The sequence below is a fragment of the Zobellella denitrificans genome, from assembly GCF_002237365.1.
Lineage (GTDB): Bacteria > Pseudomonadota > Gammaproteobacteria > Enterobacterales > Aeromonadaceae > Oceanimonas > Oceanimonas denitrificans.
This window is the reverse complement of sequence record NZ_NMUO01000050.1, coordinates 1-18,458: the sequence shown is the minus strand read 5'-3', so window position 1 is coordinate 18,458 and position 18,458 is coordinate 1. Positions and strand designations below refer to the sequence as shown.

General features: G+C 66.2%; 20 protein-coding genes. 18 read left to right on the top strand and 2 right to left on the bottom strand.

Annotated features, from left to right (window positions below; translation table 11 throughout):
* Positions 1-2 precede the first annotated feature (2 nt).
* From antB to CGX12_RS11630, 13 genes are all read left to right on the top strand, one after another.
* Entirely contained in the window at positions 3-488 is a 486-nt protein-coding gene (antB, locus tag CGX12_RS11690) for an anthranilate 1,2-dioxygenase small subunit (RefSeq protein ID WP_094040059.1), read from the top strand.
* A gap of 17 nt (positions 489-505) precedes the next feature.
* A complete protein-coding gene (antC, locus tag CGX12_RS11685; RefSeq protein WP_094040058.1) occupies positions 506-1,519 on the top strand; it encodes an anthranilate 1,2-dioxygenase electron transfer component AntC in 1,014 nt (337 codons plus the stop codon).
* A 39-nt stretch (positions 1,520-1,558) separates the two neighbouring features.
* Entirely contained in the window at positions 1,559-2,467 is a 909-nt protein-coding gene (locus CGX12_RS11680; RefSeq protein ID WP_094040057.1) for an acetaldehyde dehydrogenase (acetylating), read from the top strand.
* A 13-nt stretch (positions 2,468-2,480) separates the two neighbouring features.
* On the top strand, positions 2,481-3,512 hold the full coding sequence (gene dmpG, locus CGX12_RS11675) for a 4-hydroxy-2-oxovalerate aldolase (RefSeq protein WP_094040056.1): 1,032 nt from the start codon (positions 2,481-2,483) through the stop codon (positions 3,510-3,512).
* A complete protein-coding gene (gene dmpH, locus CGX12_RS11670; protein WP_094040055.1) occupies positions 3,509-4,300 on the top strand; it encodes a 2-oxo-3-hexenedioate decarboxylase in 792 nt (263 codons plus the stop codon). Before dmpG ends, dmpH begins: the two co-directional genes overlap by 4 nt.
* Before the next feature lie 68 nt (positions 4,301-4,368).
* Complete coding sequence (thmT, locus tag CGX12_RS11665) at positions 4,369-4,560, top strand: 2-hydroxymuconate tautomerase (protein WP_094040054.1); 192 nt, start codon at positions 4,369-4,371, stop codon at positions 4,558-4,560.
* A 48-nt stretch (positions 4,561-4,608) separates the two neighbouring features.
* The gene (locus tag CGX12_RS11660) at positions 4,609-4,944 is read left to right on the top strand and encodes a 2Fe-2S iron-sulfur cluster-binding protein (RefSeq protein ID WP_094040053.1); all 336 of its coding nucleotides are present in this window, start codon (positions 4,609-4,611) and stop codon (positions 4,942-4,944) included.
* 13 nt (positions 4,945-4,957) lie between these two features.
* Entirely contained in the window at positions 4,958-5,881 is a 924-nt protein-coding gene (locus tag CGX12_RS11655; RefSeq protein WP_094040052.1) for a catechol 2,3-dioxygenase, read from the top strand.
* Between the two features lie 119 nt (positions 5,882-6,000).
* Entirely contained in the window at positions 6,001-7,461 is a 1,461-nt protein-coding gene (locus CGX12_RS11650) for a 2-hydroxymuconic semialdehyde dehydrogenase (RefSeq protein ID WP_094040051.1), read from the top strand.
* Between the two features lie 9 nt (positions 7,462-7,470).
* Positions 7,471-8,256 (top strand): 2-oxopent-4-enoate hydratase, encoded by a 786-nt coding sequence (gene dmpE / locus CGX12_RS11645; protein WP_094040050.1) that lies wholly within the window; start codon positions 7,471-7,473, stop codon positions 8,254-8,256.
* Between the two features lie 82 nt (positions 8,257-8,338).
* Positions 8,339-9,325, top strand: coding sequence for a TRAP transporter substrate-binding protein (locus tag CGX12_RS11640; RefSeq protein WP_094040049.1), 987 nt, complete (start codon positions 8,339-8,341; stop codon positions 9,323-9,325).
* A 59-nt stretch (positions 9,326-9,384) separates the two neighbouring features.
* A complete protein-coding gene (locus tag CGX12_RS11635) occupies positions 9,385-9,936 on the top strand; it encodes a TRAP transporter small permease (RefSeq protein WP_094040048.1) in 552 nt (183 codons plus the stop codon).
* Complete coding sequence (locus tag CGX12_RS11630; protein WP_094040047.1) at positions 9,933-11,192, top strand: TRAP transporter large permease; 1,260 nt, start codon at positions 9,933-9,935, stop codon at positions 11,190-11,192. The genes CGX12_RS11635 and CGX12_RS11630 overlap by 4 nt, the downstream gene beginning before the upstream one ends.
* 58 nt (positions 11,193-11,250) lie before the next feature.
* Here the strand turns inward: CGX12_RS11630 and CGX12_RS11625 are convergent, their stop codons facing one another.
* Positions 11,251-12,153, bottom strand: a complete 903-nt coding sequence (locus CGX12_RS11625; protein WP_094040046.1) for a LysR family transcriptional regulator — start codon at positions 12,151-12,153, stop codon at positions 11,251-11,253.
* 103 nt (positions 12,154-12,256) lie between these two features.
* Here CGX12_RS11625 and kynA point away from each other — a divergent pair, with 103 nt between their 5' ends.
* The 4 genes from kynA to CGX12_RS11605 are packed head-to-tail and all read left to right on the top strand — an operon-like array spanning position 12,257 to position 16,434.
* On the top strand, positions 12,257-13,114 hold the full coding sequence (gene kynA, locus CGX12_RS11620; protein WP_094040045.1) for a tryptophan 2,3-dioxygenase: 858 nt from the start codon (positions 12,257-12,259) through the stop codon (positions 13,112-13,114).
* Between the two features lie 10 nt (positions 13,115-13,124).
* A complete protein-coding gene (gene kynB, locus CGX12_RS11615) occupies positions 13,125-13,757 on the top strand; it encodes an arylformamidase (protein ID WP_094040044.1) in 633 nt (210 codons plus the stop codon).
* Entirely contained in the window at positions 13,754-14,992 is a 1,239-nt protein-coding gene (gene kynU / locus CGX12_RS11610; protein ID WP_094040043.1) for a kynureninase, read from the top strand. The genes kynB and kynU overlap by 4 nt, the downstream gene beginning before the upstream one ends.
* Positions 14,993-15,033: 41 nt before the next feature.
* On the top strand, positions 15,034-16,434 hold the full coding sequence (locus tag CGX12_RS11605; RefSeq protein WP_094040042.1) for a sodium-dependent transporter: 1,401 nt from the start codon (positions 15,034-15,036) through the stop codon (positions 16,432-16,434).
* Between the two features lie 26 nt (positions 16,435-16,460).
* On the opposite strand, the gene CGX12_RS11600 is transcribed toward CGX12_RS11605, so the two are convergent.
* A complete protein-coding gene (locus CGX12_RS11600) occupies positions 16,461-17,366 on the bottom strand; it encodes a LysR family transcriptional regulator (RefSeq protein WP_094040041.1) in 906 nt (301 codons plus the stop codon).
* 105 nt (positions 17,367-17,471) lie between these two features.
* Between CGX12_RS11600 and CGX12_RS11595 the strand changes: the two genes are divergently transcribed.
* Positions 17,472-18,458: CaiB/BaiF CoA transferase family protein (locus CGX12_RS11595; protein ID WP_094040040.1), on the top strand; the 987-nt coding region annotated here is incomplete at its 3' end.

Sequence of the window (18,458 nt, the reverse complement as noted above, 5' to 3'; positions counted from 1 at the left end):
CCATGGAACATCAACTGTCACTCGAGCAGTTTCTTTACCGGGTTGCCGAGTATTGCGACAACCAGGACTGGGACAACTACCTGGAGCAGTTCGCCCCCGAATGCGAATTTCACATTCCCCAGTGGGACAGCGAGCACAGCTACACCCGGGATCCCAAGCGGGAAATGTCGCTGATGTATTACCCCAACCGGGGCGGCATCGAGGATCGGGTGTTCCGCATCCGCACCGGCAAGTCGGCGGCCTGTACACCCATGCCGCGTACCCTGCACCTGATCGACAACCTGCGCTACCGGCAGGAAGAGGACGGCCGGTTCCTGGTGAAGGTGAACTGGGTCACCCATTACTACCGTTTCGGTGAAAGCCACCACTTCTTCGGCACCGCCAATTACCGGCTGCGTCGGGAAGGGGATGACTGGAAGATCACCTACAAGCAGTCCATTTTGCTGAACGACAAGATTGATTCGGTGCTGGATTTCTATCACGTCTAACTTGGGCCGAGGTTGTTATGTCTTATTCTGCCGCCATCGTTTTCCGTGATGGGAACACCCGCTTCATCGAAGTGAAGGAAAACGAGTTCCTGATGGATGCCGCCCTGCGCCAGGGCGTCAAGCTGCCGGTCGACTGCCGGGAAGGGGTTTGCGCCACCTGCCGCGGGCGCTGCGAGTCCGGCGAGGTCGAGCTCGAGTACGTGGATGACGAAGCCCTGAGCGAAAAGGAACTGGAGGCCGGCCATATCCTGGCCTGCCAGACCCGGCTGACGTCGTCCGGCTCCTTCTATTTCGATGTGGACTCCACCCTGTGCAGCGTGTCCACCGAGCTGTTCGAGGGTACCGTCAGCGCCTTCAAACAGGTGTCGGACGCGGCTGCCCTTATCGAAATCAAGCTGCAGGGCGAGGGCGGCCGGCTCAGGTACCTGCCCGGGCAGTATGCGCGGGTACAGGTGCCGGGCACGGATGAGTGGCGGGCCTATTCCTTCGCCAACCACTCGGCGGCAGAAGGTTTTGTCCGTTTTCTTATCCGCCTGCTGCCGAGCGGGGTGATGAGCGACTACCTGCGCCAGCGTTGCCGGGTGAGCGACGCCATCCGCTTCGAGGCACCCATGGGCGCCTTTTACCTGCGGGAAGTGGAGCGCCCCCTGCTGATGGTGGCCGGCGGCACCGGCCTGTCCGCCTTCCTCGCCATGCTGGAGCGGCTGGCGGAGCAGGGCGACTGCCCGCACGCCATCCGCCTGTGCTACGGCGTGACCCAGGATCAGGATCTGAGCGAGCTGGAGCGGTTGGACTCCTTCAGGGAAAAGCTGGCCGACTTCGACTACGAGGTCATCGTGATGAAGCCTTCCGAGCACTGGCAGGGCAAGCGCGGCGTGGTATGCGACCTGTTCGACCAGGACTTTTTGCAGCAGCCCTTCGACGCCTACCTGTGCGGGCCGCCGCCGATGATCGACGCCACCCAGACCTGGCTGGCAGCCACCCCCGTGGCCGATCACCAGCTCTACTTCGAAAAATTCGTGTCCAGCTGATCCGGCGCCATGGTCACAACGCATTCTGGAGATGTACCAATGAACAAACTCAAGGCGGCCATCATAGGCCCGGGCAACATCGGCACCGACCTGCTGATGAAGATGCTGCGCTCCGACTGGATTGAGCCGGTGTGGATGGTGGGCATCGACCCCACCTCGGAGGGCCTGAAGCGCGCCCGGGAGATGGGCATCAAGACCTGCGACACCGGCGTCGACGGCCTGTTGCCCCATGTGCTGGCGGACGACATCCGCATCGCCTTCGATGCCACCTCGGCCTATGTCCACGCCGAGAACAGCCGCAAGCTCAACGAGCTGGGGGTCATCATGATTGACCTGACCCCCGCCGCCGTCGGCCCCTTCTGCGTGCCGCCGGTCAACCTCAAGCAGCACGCCGCCCAGTTGGAGATGAACGTCAACATGGTCACCTGCGGCGGCCAGGCCACCATCCCCATGGTGGCCGCCGTCAGCCGGGTGCAGCCGGTCGCCTACGGCGAAATCATCGCCACCGTCGCTTCCCGCTCGGTCGGCCCCGGCACCCGCCAGAACATCGACGAGTTCACCCGCACCACCGCCGGCGCGGTGGAGTCGGTGGGCGGTGCCCGCCAGGGCAAGGCCATCATCATCATCAACCCGGCCGAGCCGCCGCTGATGATGCGCGACACCGTGCACTGCCTGGTGGACGGCGAGCCGGACCAGGCCGCCATCACCCGCTCGGTGCTGGACATGGTCGAGCAGGTGCGCCAGTACGTGCCCGGCTACACCCTGGTCAACGGCCCGGTGTTCGACGGCAACAAGGTCTCCATGTTCATGGAAGTGGCCGGCCTGGGCGATTTCCTGCCCACCTATGCCGGCAACCTGGACATCATGACCGCCGCCGCCCTGCGCACCGCCGAGCTGTTCGCCGAAGAAGCGGCCAGCGGCGCCATTCAACTGCCGGCCCGGGGCTAAGGAGACAAGCGAGATGAACCTGAAAGACAAAAAGGTCGTGCTGCACGACATGAGCCTGCGCGACGGCATGCACGCCAAGCGCCACCAGATTTCCCTCGAACAGATGGTGGCCATCGCCACCGGCCTGGACCAGGCCGGCATGCCGCTGATTGAAGTGACCCACGGCGACGGCCTGGGCGGCGCCTCGGTCAACTACGGCTTCCCCGCCTATTCCGACGAGGACTATCTCAAGGCGGTGGTGCCGCGGATGACGCAGGCCAGGGTGTCGGCGCTGCTGCTGCCCGGCATCGGCACCGTCGACCACCTGCGCATGGCGCGGGACCTCGGCGTGAGCACCATCCGGGTGGCCACCCACTGCACCGAGGCGGACGTGTCCCAGCAGCACATCGGCCTGGCTGCCAAGCTCGGCATGGACACCGTCGGCTTTTTGATGATGGCGCACATGGCCAGCCCGGAGAAGATCCTGGAGCAGGCCCGGCTGATGGTCGACTACGGCGCCAACTGCATCTACGTCACCGACTCCGCCGGCTACCTGCTGCCCGATGACGTGACCGCCCGCCTGGGACTGCTGCGCGCCGAGCTGCCGGCGGCGGTGGAGCTGGGCTTCCACGGCCACCACAACATGGGCATGGCGGTGGCCAACTCCCTGGCCGCCATCGAGGCCGGTGCCGTGCGTATCGACGGCTCGGTGGCGGGCCTGGGGGCCGGCGCCGGCAACACCCCGCTGGAAGTGCTGTGCGCGGTGCTCGACCGGCTGGACGCCGACACCGGCATCGACCTGTACCGGATTATGGACGTGGCCGAGGACCTGGTGGTGCCGATGATGGACCAGCCCATCCGCGTCGACCGGGATGCGCTGACCCTGGGCTACGCCGGGGTGTACTCCTCCTTCCTGCTGTTCGCGAAGCGCGCCGAGACCAAGTACGGCGTGTCCGCCCGGGACATCCTGGTGGAGCTGGGCCGTCGCGGCACCGTCGGCGGCCAGGAAGACATGATTGAAGACCTGGCCCTGACCCTGGCCAAACAACAAGGACTAAAACGATGAGCAAGCTGACCCAAGCACAGATTGAGCACCTGGCTGAGCACCTGGAAACCGCCGAGCTCGAGGCCTATGAGGTGACCAAAATCACCGACGACTACCCGGAGATGAGCTACCGGGATGCGTTCGACATCCAGTGGGAAATCCGCCGCCGCAAGGAGGCCCGGGGCACCAAAATTGTGGGCATGAAGATGGGCCTGACCTCCTGGGCCAAGATGGCGCAGATGGGGGTGGAGCATCCCTGCTACGGCTTTCTGGCCGACTATTTCAGCGTGCCGGACGGGGGCGACATCAAGTTCGACGAGCTTATCCATCCCAAGATTGAAGCCGAGCTGGCCTTCGTCACCAAGGCGGAGCTGAAGGGACCGGGTTGCCACATCGGCGACGTGCTGCGCGCCACCGACTTCGTGCTGCCGGCGGTGGAGGTGATCGACTCCCGCTACAAGGACTTCAAGTTCGACCTGAAGAGCGTGATTGCCGACAACTCCAGCTCCAGCCGTTTTATCACCGGCGGCCGCATGGCCGAGGCGAGCGAGCTCGACCTGAAGACCCTGGGTGTGGTGATGGAAGTCAACGGCGAAGTGGTGCAGACCGGCGCGGGCGCGGCGGTGCTGGGCCACCCGGCGGCCTCGGTGGCGATGCTGGCCAACATGCTGGCCGAGCGCGGCGAGGTCATTCCGGCGGGCAGCTTCATCATGATTGGCGCCATCACCGCGGCGGTGCCGGTGCAGAAGGGCGACAGCTTCGTGGTGCACTACCAGGGGCTGGGCAGCATCAGCGGGCGGGTGGTGTAACCGCCGCCGCGACCGTCAGACAGCGCGATAACGTGACAAACGACAGAGCCACAGAAGGAGACGCCGCCATGCCGATAGTCCTGGTGAACATGATGGAAGGGCGCAACGACGCCCAGAAGGAAGCGGTCATCGAGGAAGTGACCGCCGCCCTGGTGCGGGCGCTGGACGCGCCGCGGGAGTCGGTGCGGGTGCTGATTAACGAGCTGCCCAAGCAGCACTTCGGCATCGGCGGCCAGTCGGCCAAGACGCGGGGGCGTTAGCCCGTAGGGTCGAATTTATTCGACCTTGATACACAACAGGAGGCCAGGATGCCCCACTACACCATCACCCTGCACCACCCGGACCAACCCTGTGAGCAGTTCCGGGTCGCCCCCGGGCAAAGCCTGCTCGCCGGGGCCGAGGCCGGGCTCACGCGGCCGGTGCCGGTGGGCTGCCGCTGCGGCGGCTGCGGCCTGTGCCGGGTGCGCATCCTGCAGGGCCCCTACCAACGGCAATGCATGAGTCGCCGCCACGTCAGCCTTGAGCAGGCCGAGCAGGGCTACGCCCTGGCCTGCCGGGTGCTGCCCGAGGGCGACCTGGATATCGAGCTGGCCACCCCCTGCCTGGACACCCCGGCGGCCCGGCTCTGCAATGGACATGGATAAAGGAGTAAGGACGATGAAAAAAGGTGTAATCCGCCCCGGCCACGTGCAGCTGCGCGTGATGAACATGAACGACGCCCTGGCCCACTATCGGGACCTGCTCGGCCTGATTGAAACCGACCGGGACGACCAGGGCCGGGTCTACCTCAAGGGCTGGACCGAAGTGGACCAGTTCTCGGTGGTGCTGCGCGAGGCCGACGAGCCCGGCATGGACTTTATGGCGTTCAAGGTGCTGGACGAGGCCACCCTCGACCGCCTGCACCGGGACCTGCTCGCCTACGGCGTGGCGGTGGAGGACATCCCCGAAGGCGAACTCAAGGGCTGCGGCCGCCGGCTGCGCTTCACCGCGCCCACCGGTCATGCCTTTGAGCTGTTCGCCAGCAAGGCCCAGCCCGGCCGCTACGGCATCGGCAACCACAACCCGGAAGCCTGGCCCCGTGACCTCAAGGGCATGAAGGCCCAGCGCTTCGACCACTGCCTGCTGTACGGCGACGACCTGGACGGCACCTTCCAGCTGTTCCACGAGGTGCTCGGCTTCGACCTGTGCGAGCAGGTGCTGACCCCGGACGGCGAGCGGGTGGCCCAGTTCCTCACCGTGTCGATGAAGTCCCACGACGTGGCCTTTATCAAACATGCGGAGAAGAACAAGTTCCACCACGCCTCCTTCTTCCTGGAAACCTGGGAAGACGTGCTGCGCGCCGGCGACCTGATTTCGATGACCAACACCTCCATCGACATCGGCCCCACCCGCCACGGCATCACCCACGGCCAGACCATCTACTTCTTCGACCCCTCGGGCAACCGCAACGAGGTGTTCTGCGGCGGCGACGCCTTCTACCCGGACCACCCGCCCATCACCTGGGATGCGGACAAACTGGGCAAGGCCATCTTCTACCACGACCGCCAGCTGAACGAACGCTTCCTGACCGTGCTGACTTAAGCGCTGGAAGCTTGAGGCTGGAAGCTGGACGTAAACAGCGCACCGCAACATACCGTCACTCCCGCGCAGGCGGGAGTCCAGGCCCCGGGCGCCGGGGCAACCCATGACGAGAGCAACACATGAACGAATTCAAGCACTTTATTAACGGCGAGTACGTCGCCTCCGCCAGCGGCAAGACCTTCGACAACCGCTGCCCGGTGGACAACAGCCTGATCGGCCGGGTGCACGAGGCCGGCCGTGACGAGGTCGATGCCGCCGTGCGCGCCGCCAGGGCCGCGCTCAAGGGCCCCTGGGGCAAGCTCACCCAGGCCCAGCGCACCGCCCTGTTGCACAAGGTCGCCAACCGCATCAACGAGCGCTTCGACGAGTTCCTCGAGGCCGAGTGCCGCGACACCGGCAAGCCCTACAGCATCGCCAGCCACATCGACATTCCGCGCGGCGCCGCCAACTTCACCGCCTTCGCCGAGACCCTGGCCAACCACCCCACCGAGGGCTTCCGCCTGGACACCCCGGACGGCAAAGGCGCGCTCAACGTCGGCCACCGCACACCCAAGGGGGTCATCGCCGTTATCGCTCCCTGGAACCTGCCGCTGCTGCTGATGACCTGGAAGGTGGGCCCGGCCCTGGCCTGCGGCAACACCGTGGTGGTCAAGCCGTCGGAAGAAACCCCCGCCACCACCACCCTGCTGGGTGAGGTGATGAACGAGTGCGGCGTGCCGCCCGGGGTGTTCAACGTGGTGCACGGCTTCGGCCCCGACTCCGCCGGCGAGTTCCTCACCACCCACCCGCTGGTGGACGCCATCACCTTCACCGGCGAGACCCGCACCGGCGAGGCCATCATGAAGGCCGCCGCCGTGGGCCTGCGCAACATCTCGCTGGAGTGCGGCGGCAAGAACCCCGGCATCGTGTTCGCCGACTGCGACCTAGAGAAGGCGGTGGAGGGCACCATGCGCTCGGCCTTCGTCAACTGCGGCCAGGTGTGCCTGGGCACCGAGCGGGTGTACGTGGAGCGGCCCATCTTCGACGCCTTCCTGGCGCGGATGAAGGAAGAGGTGGCCAAGCTGAAACTCGGCCGGCCACAGGACCCGCAGGCCAACTTCGGCCCGCTGGTGAGCCAGGAGCACCGGGACAAGGTGCTGTCCTACTACCGCCTGGCGGTGGAGGAGGGCGCCACCGTGGAAATCGGCGGCGGCATCCCGGACATGGGGCCCGAGCTCAACGGCGGCGCCTGGGTCGAGCCGACCATCTGGACCGGCCTGAGCGACGACGCCCGGGTCATCCGCGAGGAAATCTTCGGGCCCTGCTGCCATATCCGGCCGTTCGACAGCGAAGAGGAAGTCATTGCCTTGGCCAACGACACCGACTACGGCCTGGCGGCGGCCATCTGGACCGAGAACAGCAGCCGGGCGGTGCGGGTGGCGGAGCAGATGGAGGCGGGCATCGTGTGGGTGAACAGCTGGTTCCTGCGCGACCTGCGCACCGCCTTCGGCGGCGCCAAGCAGTCCGGCATCGGCCGGGAGGGCGGGGTGCACGGCCTGGAGTTCTACACCGAGCTGAAGAACATCTGTATCAAGCTGTAAGGAGCGACCATGAACCAGGAACAGATTATCCAGTACGGCGACGAGCTCTACCGGGCCCTGCGCCAGCGCGAGCCCCTGGCGCCGCTCACCCGCCGGGCCGCCGACATCAGCATCGACGATGCCTATCACATCTCGCTGCACCTGCTCGACCGCCGCCTGGCCGACGGCGAGCGGGTCATCGGCAAGAAAATCGGCCTTACCTCCAAGGCGGTGCAAAGCATGCTCAAGGTGGACCAGCCGGACTTCGGCTTTCTCACCGACGCCATGGTGTACAGCCAGGGCCAGGAGGTGCCCATCAGCCAGCAGCTTATCCAGCCGCGGGCCGAGGGCGAAATCGCCTTTATCCTCAAGCGCGACCTGATGGGCCCGGGGGTGACCGCCGCCGACGTGCTGGCCGCCACCGAGTGCGTGCTGCCCTGCTTCGAGGTGGTGGATTCGCGCATCGAGCACTGGCAGATAAACATCCAGGACACCATTGCCGACAACGCCTCCTGCGGGGTCTTTGTGCTGGGCGACACCGCGGTGAGCCCGCGCAAGCTCGACCTGGCCACCTGCGGCATGGTGGTGGAAAAGAACGGCGCCATCATCAGCACCGGCGCCGGGGCGGCGGCCCTGGGCAGCCCGGTGAACTGCGTGGCCTGGCTGGCCAATACCTTGGGCCAGCGAGGCATCGGGCTGAAGGCGGGCGAGGTGATCCTGTCCGGCGCCCTGGTGCCGCTGGAGCCGGTGCGGGCCGGGGACCATATGACGGTGTCCGTCGGCGGCATCGGCAGCGCCTCGGTGCGCTTTAGCTGAGTTCCTCGCCGGGGCCGGCAGGCCCCGGCAGAAGCAACCGTGAGTCATAAACGGACTGAATAACATCATAATGGAGTTGAACATGACCAGATTCAAAACAGCACTCACCCTGGTAGCGGCCGCCGGCCTGGCACTGGGTTCCGTCACCGCCCAGGCCCGGGATTTCCGCCTGGGGCTTATCACTCCGCCGGCCCATATCTGGACCCAGGCGGCTACCGACTTCGCCCAGGAGCTGCGCGATCAGTCCCACGGCCAGCACCGGGTGTCGGTGTTTCCCTCCCAGCAACTGGGCAACGAAGCCCAGATGGTGCAACAGCTGCAAACCGGCGCCCTGGACATGGCCTTCCTGACCATCGCCGAGATCTCCAACCGGGTGCCCGACTTCGGCGCCCTTTATGCTCCCTACCTGGTGGAGGACATCGATCAGGCCGCCGCCCTGCTGCAGTCGGACGCGGCTTCCCGCTTGCTGGATCAGCTGCCGGGCAGCGTCGGCGTGGTGGGCATCGGCTACGGCATGGCCGGCATGCGCCAGGTGCTGAGCCGGAGCGCGGTGGAAGGCCCCGGGGATCTGAAGGGCAAGAAACTGCGTATCACCCCCTTCGAGCCCATCCGCGACTTCTATACCGCCCTGGGCTCGGCGCCCACGCCGCTGCCCCTGCCCGGTGTGTACGACGCCCTGGCCAACGGCCAGGTCGACGCCATCGACATGGATTTCGACTCCATCCTGGTGCTGAAATTCTACGAGCGGGCCAACCACCTGCTGCTGTCCAACCACATGATGTTCCCCATGGTGGGCGTGGTGTCCGGCCGGGTGTGGCGTGAGCTGGGCAATGACGACAAGGCGCTGATCCAGGGCCTGATGAAGGCCCAGCTGGACAAGGTGATCGAGCAGTTCCGGCAACAGGAGCGGGATCAGGAGCAGCAGCTGCGTGATCTGAACATCCAGATCGTCGAGGCGGATCGCGCCACCTTCGCCGACGCCATCCAGCGCTGGGAAGCCACCTGGTCCAGCAAGGCCAAGGCGCTGGATGGGCTGCGCCGGGCCGCCCAGGATATCAAGGGCAGCTGAGCCGATTAGTAACCAGGAGAGCCCCGGCATGCCATGCCGGGGCCGGGGAGAGTGGAGTAATGCTTAAGCGCATATCGGATAGGGTAGCGTCGGTGGAAATGACGGTCGCGGCCTTGCTGGCCGGGGCCGTCACCTTGCTGGTGCTGCTCAATATCGTCACCCGGGCCATGGGGCAGGCGATCTACTGGGTGGACGAGCTGGCCATCTACTGCATGGTATGGATGACCTTTATCAGCACCTCGGCGGTCTTGAAAAAGCGCCGGGGTGTTGCCGTCACCATCCTCACCGACCAGTTGCCGGCCGCCCTGCGGCGCTGGCTGACGGTGTTCAGTGACCTGATGATACTGGGGTTTGCCCTGGCCCTCTTCGTGCTGTGCTGGCGTTGGTACAGCCCCCTGGCCCTGATGCAGGCGGGGTTTGATTTCCAGGCCTTTCAGTCGGAAACCTTCAACTTTATGTACGCGGAAAACACCAATACCCTGGGCATCAAAAAGTTCTGGGTCTGGCTGGTGCTGCCGGTGTTCTCCCTGTCCCTGGGAATTCACGCCCTGCTCAACCTGTTTGACAGCCTGAGCGGTTCGCAACAGACAATGACGGGAGAGCCCACATGACCCTGGTTGTATTCCTGGTACTGCTGTTTACCGCCGTGCCCATCGCCCTGGTATTGGCGCTCACCGCCATCTGGTATATCGGCTCCTCCGGCAATACCGTGCTGTTCGAGTCTTATCCCCAGCAGCTGTTCGGGGCCATCGAGAGCTATGGCCTGCTGGCCATTCCCCTCTTTATGCTGGCCGGCGAGCTGATGAACGAAGGCGGCCTGACCAAGCGGCTGATCAACCTGGCGCGGATCCTGGTGGGCGGCTTCAGGGGCGGGCTCGCCTACATCAACCTGGTGGCCAACATGATGATGGCGGCCATCATGGGCTCGGCGGCGTCGCAGATCGCCATCATGTCCCGGGCCATGGTGCCGGCGATGGAGAAGGAAGGCTACGACAAGCCCTTCTCGGCGGCCATTACCGCCGCCGGCGGCCTGCTGTCGCCCATCATTCCCCCGTCCATGCTGTTCGTGCTGTTCGGGGTGCTGGCCCAGGTACCCATCGCCGAGATGTTTATCGCCGGCATCGTGCCCGGGCTTATCATGTCGTTGCTGTTCTTCCTGGTCATCAGCCTGATGGGGCTGGTCCACCAGTACCCGAAAGGGGACTGGCCCAGCCGCAGGCAGGCCCTGGAATACCTGCTGATGGGGCTGCCGGCCGGGGTGATCCCGGTGCTGATCATCGGCGGCATCCTCACCGGCCTGGCCACCCCGACCGAGTCGGCGGCGCTGGCGTCGCTGGGCGCCCTGCTGATCGGCCGGTTCGTGTACAAGGATCTGCAGTTTTCCCACCTGTTCGGCATCCTCCGGCGCACCGCCATCAACTCCGGCATGGTGATCCTGCTGATCGCGGCGGCCGGGGTATTCGGCTGGGTGATCGTGTTCGAGGAGATCCCCCAGGGCGCCGCCGCCTGGATTGCCGAGCAGACTTCGGATCCCTTCGTGTTCCTGCTGATGGTGGTGGGCATACTGCTGCTGGTGGGCATGGTGCTCGACGGCATCGCCGCCCTGATCCTGGTGGTGCCCATACTGCTGCCCATCGCCCAGCTGCAGTTCGGCATCAGCCCCTATCAGTTCGGGGTGGTGGTGTGCCTGACCCTGGTGATGGGCCTGCTGACCCCGCCGGTGGGCGCCGGGCTCTTTATCGCCTCCTCCATGACCGGAGCTTCCCCCCTGAGCATCTTTCGTGCCCTGCTGCCCTTCCTGCTGGCGACCCTGGTGACCCTGGTGCTGCTGAGCTGGAAAGGCAGCCTGGTGACCATGTTGCTGTGATGGCGTCGGCAGGCCCGAAGGCGATGCCTTCTGGGCCAAGGTGGTGATACCGCTCTGATCAACGGGTGCCCGGCGTCACCCGTGCCAGGCAGTCGGCGAAGCGGGCGGTGGGGGAGTCGGGGGCCTCGTCCCTGCGCAGCAGCAGCTGCCAGTCCAGGTGGAGCCCTTCTTCCGTCACCCGCACCGTGCTCAGCCCGCCCTGGGCCAGGTAGGGCGTCAGCACCCACTCCGGCATGATGGTCAGCCCGAAGCCTTCCTTCACCAGGGCGATCACCGCCTCGGTTACCCCGGCCCGGATCACCCGGGCCGGCAACAGCCGGTAGTGGCTGAACAGCTGCTCGTATTCCCGTCCCTTGCCCGGCTGGGTGTGGTAGGTCACGTAGGTGTGGGCCGCCACCTGCCCGGCGCTCACCCAGTCTTCCCCGGCCAGTTCATGCTCCGCGGGCAGCACCAGCCGCATCTCGTCCCGGAACAGCCGCCGGCACTGGAAGCCCTCGGGCGGCTGGCCCGAGGTCAGCGCCAGGTCTATGCGCCCGGTGCGCAGGGCGGCGTAAGGATCGAGGGAGACGTCGGGGATGATCTCCACGCTGATGGTGGGCTGCTCCCGGGCGAAGGCGGCCAGGCAGGCGGGCAGCCAGTGGTAGCCGCCGTAGGCCTCGTTGCCCAGGCGCACCACGTGCTCTATGCCCACCGACAGCTTGTTGATATCGGCCTCGGCCCGCTCCAGCTCCGCCAGCACCAGCCGGGAGGAATGCAGCAGCCGCTTGCCGGCGCTGGTGGGCACCAGTTTCTTGTGCTGGCGGTAGAACAGCTCGGTGTTGAGCAGCCGCTCCGCCTCCTTGATGCGGTGGCTCAGGGCGGACTGGGTCAGGCCCAGCAACTGGGCGGCTTCCACCAGGCTGCCGGCCTCGCTCAGGGCCACCATCATCTGCATATGCCGGGTACTGACTCGAACGCTCATCTATTAATTTATTTAATTAAAAAGTGAATTTTAATGAAATTTACACCAAGGCCGGGGGCGGCGTAAACTCAAGTTATCTTCAATTGTTAACGGGATGTTGGTTATGCGTGGCAAGGAATCGATCACCGCCCGCCAGGGCATGGTGGATCTGGACAACGAGGGGGTGCACTGGCAACAGGACCTCAGCTACGGCCAGTACCTGGATCTGGACGCCCTGCTCCACTGCCAGCGGCCCCGCTCCGCCGAGCACGACGAGATGCTGTTTATCGTCATCCACCAGGTGTCGGAGCTGTGGATCAAGCTGTGCCTGCACGAGGCCCATGCCGCCGCCGAGCATATCCGCCGGGACCAGCTGCCGCCGGCGTTCAAGATGCTGTCGCGGGTGGCGCGCATCCAGGAGCAGTTGATCAAGGCCTGGGAAGTGCTGGTGACCATGACCCCGGCCGACTATGCCCGCTTTCGCGGCAGCCTGGGGCAGAGCTCGGGGTTCCAGTCCTACCAGTACCGGGAGCTGGAGTTTCTGCTCGGCAACAAGAACGCCCGCATGGTGGAGGCCCACCGGGCCCACCCGGAGCATTACCGGCACCTGAGCGCCATACTGGAAGCCCCCAGCATCTACGACATCAGCCTGCAACTGCTGCACCGGCGCGGTTTCGCGCTGCCCGCCCACTGCCTGGAGCGGGACTGGTCCCAGCCCTACCAGGCCTGCGCCGAGGTGGAGGCCGCCTGGTCCCGGGTCTATCACCATACCGAGCAGTACTGGGATCTGTACGAGCTGGCCGAGAAGCTGGTGGACATGGAATACAACTTCCAGAAATGGCGCTTCAGCCACATGAAGACGGTGGAGCGCATCATCGGCCACAAGAAGGGCACCGGCGGCACCGGCGGTGTTTCCTACCTGGTGAAGGCGCTGGACCTGACCTTTTTCCCCGAACTCTGGGCGGTGCGCACCAGCATCTGAGGAGAACTATATGAGCCGGATCTGGGACATCTCCCAAACCCTGCGCCCCGGCATACCGGTGTGGCCGGGCGACACCCCCTACAGCGCCGAGCCGAGCTGGGTGATGGAAAACGGCTGCCCGGTGAACGTGGCGCGGCTGTGCCTGTCCACCCACACCGGCACCCATGCCGACGCGCCCCTGCATTACCACGCCGAGGGCCAGGCCATGGCCGAGGTGGCGCTGGAGGCCTATATCGGCCCCTGCCTGGTGCTGGACCTGACCCATGCCCGCGGCCGGGTGGAGCCCGGCGATTTGCCCGCCGGGCTGCCGGCGCGGCTGGAGCGGGTGCTGCTGAAAACCTGCGCCCGTTTTCCCCATGATCAATGGCGGGCGGACTTTACCGCCGTGGCCGCCGCCACCATCGATCTGCTGGCCGAGCGGGGCGCCCGCCTTATCGGGGTCGACAGCCCCTCGCTGGACCCCCAGGACGCCAAGACCCTGGACGCCCACCAGCGGGTCTGGCATCACCGCATGGCCATCCTGGAAGGGCTGGTGCTGGACGACATCGAGCCCGGCCATTACGAACTGATAGCCCCCCCGTTGAAACTGGCGCACCTGGACGCCTCGCCCGTGCGCGCCCTGCTGAGGAGAAGTGAAGCATGACCACCCTGACCCGCGACCATCTGGCCCGGCTGGATCGGGACGATCCCCTGGCCCCTTACCGGCAGCAGTTCGAGCTGGAAGAGGGGCTTGTCTACCTGAACGGCAACTCCCTGGGCGCCCTGCCCGGGGCCGCCCGCCGGCGTGCCGCCGAGGTGGTGGAGCAGGAGTGGGGCCGGGGCCTTATCCGCAGCTGGAACACCCACGACTGGATAAGCCTGCCCGAGCGGGTGGGGGACAAGATCGCGCGCCTGATCGGCGCCGAGCGGGGCGAGGTGGTGGTGGCCGATTCCACCTCGGTCAACCTGTTCAAGCTGGCGGCGGCGGCGCTGGAGATGCGCCCGGGACGCGGCAAAGTAGTCTCCGAACCCGGCAACTTCCCCACGGATCTCTACATCCTGCAGGGGCTGGAGCGGTTCCGGCCCGGCGTGCGGCTGGAAACGGCGCCGCGGGAGGCGCTGGAAACGCTTATCGACGAAGACACCGCCCTGGTGGTGCTGACCCATGTGCACTACAAGTCCGGCGAGATGTTCGACATGGCCGCCCTCAGCGCCCGGGCCCGGGCCGTGGGCGCGCTGATGCTGTGGGATCTGAGCCACAGCGCCGGCGCCGTGCCGGTAGACCTGAACGGCGCCGGCGCCGACTTCGCCGTGGGTTGCGGCTACAAGTACCTGAACGGCGGCCCCGGCGCCCCCGGCTTCCTGTTCGTGGCCCGCCGCCACCAGGAGGCGTTCCGCCAGCCCCTGAGCGGCTGGTTCGGCCACGCCAACCCCTTCGCCATGCAGGACAGGTTCGAGCCGGCCGCCGGCATCCGGCGCGGCCTGTGCGGCACCACCGGGGTGCTGGCCACCAGCGTGCTGGAGGTGGGGGTGGAGCTGATGGTGTCCGCCGACATGGGGCAGATCCGCGCCAAGTCCCGCCGGATGGGGGAGATCTTCATCGAGCTGGTGGAGTCGCACTGCGGGGACTTTGGTTTCGGGCTTGCCTCGCCGCGGGACGCCGAACGGCGCGGCAGCCAGGTGTCGCTCACCCATGAGCAGGGCTTCGCCATCATGCAGGCGCTGATCGCCCGCAACATCATCGGCGACTTCCGCGCCCCCGACATACTGCGCTTCGGCTTTACTCCCCTCTACACCCGCTACGTGGATCTGTGGGACACGGTGCAGGCCCTGGCCGAGGTGATGCGCCGGGAAGAGTGGAAGCAGCCCGAGTTCCGCAAACTGACCGCGGTAACCTGAGCCCGGCCACCAACCTCATTACCCCCAAGGAGAACACCGTTATGGAAAACAACAGTCTGACCCGGCCGCTCGGCGGCCTGGGCCAGGTGGCCGCGTCCACCGCCGCCAGCCCCCAATGGTCCGGCCGCATGGCCTTCGTGCTGGCCGCCACCGGCTCGGCGGTGGGGCTCGGCAATATCTGGAAATTCCCCTACATCACCGGCGAGCACGGCGGCGCCGCCTTCGTGCTGGTGTACCTGGCCTGCATCCTGGTGATCGGCATCCCGCTGCTGATGGCCGAGGTGATGATAGGCCGGCGCGGCCGCCACAACCCGCCCCATGCCATGGCCGCCCTGGCCGGGGAGGCGGGGGCGTCGCCCCGCTGGCGCTGGCTCGGCTGGGTGGGGGTGCTCACCGGCTTTCTGTTGCTCAGCTTCTACGTGGTGGTGGCCGGCTGGGCGGTGGCTTATATCTTCGACACCGGCGCCGGCACCTTCAACGCCGCCTCCGGCGAGCAGGTGGGCGCCCACTTCGGTGCCCTGCTGGCATCGCCGCTGACCCTGATCTTCTGGGGCAGCCTGGTGCTGGCACTGACCCTGGGGATTGTCGCCCTGGGGGTCCGGCAGGGGCTGGAGCGGGCGGTCAACCTGATGATGCCCGGGCTCTTCCTGTTGCTGCTGGTGCTGGTGGGCTACGCCATGACCACGGGCCACTTCATGCAGGGGCTGGAATTCCTGTTCAACCCGGACTTCGGCAAGCTCTCGGGCAACAGCGTGCTGGTGGCCCTGGGCCACGCCTTCTTCACCCTGAGCCTGGCCGGGGGCGGCATGATGACCTACGGCGCCTACCTGCCCGGCAAGGTGTCCATCGCCAAAACGGCGCTGACCATCGGCCTGCTGGACACCCTGGTGGCGCTCTTGGCGGGCATGGTGATCTTCCCCCTGGTGTTCGCCAACGGCCTGGAGCCGGGCGCCGGCCCCGGGCTGCTGTTCGTGACCCTGCCCATCGCCTTCGGCCAGATGCCGCTGGGTGCGCTGTTCGGCGCCCTCTTCTTCGTGATGCTGTCGGTGGCGGCGCTGACCTCGGCCATTTCGCTGATCGAGCCGGCGGTGGCCTGGCTGACCGGGCGCTACCGCATCAGCCGGGCGCGGGCCTGCCTGGGCTCGGGGGTACTGATGTGGCTGCTGAGCCTGGGCACCGTCTTCTCCTTCAACCTGTGGGAGCAACACACCCTGTTCGGCAAGACCTTCTTCGGCGGCCTGGACTACCTCACCTCCAGCTGGATCATGCCGTTGTCCGGGCTCTTTATCGCCCTGTTCGCCGGCTGGGTGATGAGCCGCACCGCCACCGAGCAGGAACTGGGCCGGGACCTGGGCTACCGGCTGTGGCGCTTCACCATCCGCTACCTGAGCCCGGTGTTTATCGTGCTGATGTTCCTCAATGCCATCGGCGCCTTTGGCTGAGGCGCCGGTCTTCCGAAGCGCTTCGCCTAGGGTGTTGCCGGCTCCTCCGTAAACATCCGTTTTACCTCCGCCATCACCGCCTCGGCCACCGGGGTGGGGGAAAAATGGTGGGAGTGGGCCAGCACCAGCCGCTGCGACGGCAGCGGGTTGGCGATGGGGCGGCACACCAGGCGGGCGCCGTCCTGGGTCTGATCCGACAGCGGACGGGTGATCAGCAGGGCGACCCCCAGCCCCTGGGCCACCATGCCGCGCACCATTTCCAGCGAGGTGGTGCGGTAGGCGATACGGGGCTCCAGCTGGTATTGCCAGAACGGCGACATCAGAAACTCCCGGCTGTGCGGCAAGTCGATCTGGATCAGCGCCTCCCCAGCCAGATCCTCCAGCGACACGGCCTGCTGCCGGGCCAGCGGATGCGTCGGGGGCAGGGCGGCGTAGAACCGGCACTTCTTGAGCAGCTGCACCCGGGGGCGTTCGGTCATGCCCAGATCGTAGGTTAGCGCCAGCTCGACCTGGCCGGTGTCCAGCATGCGGCTGATGGAGCCGAGATCCCCCTCGCGCAGTTGTACTTCCACCCCGGGCAGCGTTTCCCGCAAGCGGCGCAACAGGGCGGGCACATAGGGCGGCCCCAGGGAACTGAAATAACCGATGGTGATCTGGCCGCGCAGCTGGGGGCCGGCATCCTGCGGCTCGGCGAACATCTCGGCGCGGGACAGCAGGGCCCGGGCTTCTTCCAGCTTGCCGCGGCCGAAGGGGGTGATGGCCAGCCCCCGTGGCGGGTTGCGGATAAACAGCTCGGCCCCCAGCTCGGCTTCCAGGTTGCGCACGATCAGCGATACCGACGGCTGGGACAGGTGCAGCTGGCGGGCGGCAGCGGCGGTACCGCCGCTTTCGGCCACCGCCACGAACACCTTGAGTTGATGCAGGGTTATCACTACTAGAAAAATCTATATTGAATATATGTAACTAATATTTTACACAATATTCACCCGCTGACAAACTCAGAGCCAAGACTTCACCACCACTCTGAGGCCCATACCATGGAACAGCAGCACCAGCGTCAGCCCCTGGCCGGGATTAAAATCGTCGATCTCACCCGGGTCCTGTCCGGCCCCTTCTGCACCGCCCTGTTGTCGGATCTGGGCGCCGAGGTCATCAAGGTAGAACCGCCGGGCGGTGATGAGTATCGCCATGTGGGTCCCTTTGAGCAGGGAGAAAGCGCCCTGTTCACCCTGATGAACCGCAACAAGAAAGGGGTGGTGGCGGATCTGAAAAATCCCGGGCACCTGGCCCGCTTGCTGGAGCTGGTGCGCGAGGCCGACGTCCTGGTGGAAAACTTCAAGCCGGGGGTGGCCGAACGGCTGGGGGTGGGCTTTGCGGCCATCAAGGCCATCAACCCCGACATCATCTACGCCAGCATTTCCGGCTTCGGCCAGCGGGGCGAGTCGAGCGGCCTGCCGGCCTACGATCTGGTGGTGCAGGCCATGTCCGGCATCATGGCCATCACCGGCGAGCCCGACGGCGCGCCGACCAAGGTGGGCGAGTCCATCGCCGATCTGGCCGCCGGGCTCTATGCCTCCTGGGCCATACTGGCCGCCCTGTTCGACCGGCAGCGCAGCGGCGAGGGGGTCCACCTGGATATCGCCATGCTCGACTGCCTGTTCTCGCTGATGCCGACCCCGGTGGCCCAATGGATGTTCGGGGGCGAGGCACCGGGGCGGGTCGGCAACCGTCATCCCTTGTCCACCCCCTTCGGCTCCTTCAACGCCGCCGATGGCCGGGTCATTATCGCGGTGCTCAACAACCGCCAGTTTGCCGCGCTGTGCGCCGTCATGGGCCGGCCCGGGCTGGCGCAGGACGCCCGCTTCGGGTCCGACGAGGCCCGCACCCGCCACGAGCCGGTGCTGCGCGACCTGATCGAAAGCTGGCTGTCCGGCCACAGCGTGGCGTCGGCCATCGCCAGCCTGGCGGCGGCGGGCATTCCCGCCTCGCCGGTGCTGGACATGGGCGAGGTGCTGGCGCGGGCC

Coding starts and splice junctions, on each gene's coding strand:
- CGX12_RS11630 (WP_094040047.1), top strand. CDS start 9,933: ATGACCCTGGTTGTATTCCTGGTACTGCTGTTTACCGCCGTGCCCATC.
- dmpH (WP_094040055.1), top strand. CDS start 3,509: ATGAGCAAGCTGACCCAAGCACAGATTGAGCACCTGGCTGAGCACCTG.
- CGX12_RS11605 (WP_094040042.1), top strand. CDS start 15,034: ATGGAAAACAACAGTCTGACCCGGCCGCTCGGCGGCCTGGGCCAGGTG.
- dmpG (WP_094040056.1), top strand. CDS start 2,481: ATGAACCTGAAAGACAAAAAGGTCGTGCTGCACGACATGAGCCTGCGC.
- CGX12_RS11640 (WP_094040049.1), top strand. CDS start 8,339: ATGACCAGATTCAAAACAGCACTCACCCTGGTAGCGGCCGCCGGCCTG.
- thmT (WP_094040054.1), top strand. CDS start 4,369: ATGCCGATAGTCCTGGTGAACATGATGGAAGGGCGCAACGACGCCCAG.
- CGX12_RS11660 (WP_094040053.1), top strand. CDS start 4,609: ATGCCCCACTACACCATCACCCTGCACCACCCGGACCAACCCTGTGAG.
- CGX12_RS11650 (WP_094040051.1), top strand. CDS start 6,001: ATGAACGAATTCAAGCACTTTATTAACGGCGAGTACGTCGCCTCCGCC.
- kynB (WP_094040044.1), top strand. CDS start 13,125: ATGAGCCGGATCTGGGACATCTCCCAAACCCTGCGCCCCGGCATACCG.
- CGX12_RS11635 (WP_094040048.1), top strand. CDS start 9,385: ATGCTTAAGCGCATATCGGATAGGGTAGCGTCGGTGGAAATGACGGTC.
- CGX12_RS11680 (WP_094040057.1), top strand. CDS start 1,559: ATGAACAAACTCAAGGCGGCCATCATAGGCCCGGGCAACATCGGCACC.
- antC (WP_094040058.1), top strand. CDS start 506: ATGTCTTATTCTGCCGCCATCGTTTTCCGTGATGGGAACACCCGCTTC.
- dmpE (WP_094040050.1), top strand. CDS start 7,471: ATGAACCAGGAACAGATTATCCAGTACGGCGACGAGCTCTACCGGGCC.
- kynA (WP_094040045.1), top strand. CDS start 12,257: ATGCGTGGCAAGGAATCGATCACCGCCCGCCAGGGCATGGTGGATCTG.
- antB (WP_094040059.1), top strand. CDS start 3: ATGGAACATCAACTGTCACTCGAGCAGTTTCTTTACCGGGTTGCCGAG.
- kynU (WP_094040043.1), top strand. CDS start 13,754: ATGACCACCCTGACCCGCGACCATCTGGCCCGGCTGGATCGGGACGAT.
- CGX12_RS11655 (WP_094040052.1), top strand. CDS start 4,958: ATGAAAAAAGGTGTAATCCGCCCCGGCCACGTGCAGCTGCGCGTGATG.
- CGX12_RS11625 (WP_094040046.1), bottom strand. CDS start 12,153: ATGAGCGTTCGAGTCAGTACCCGGCATATGCAGATGATGGTGGCCCTG.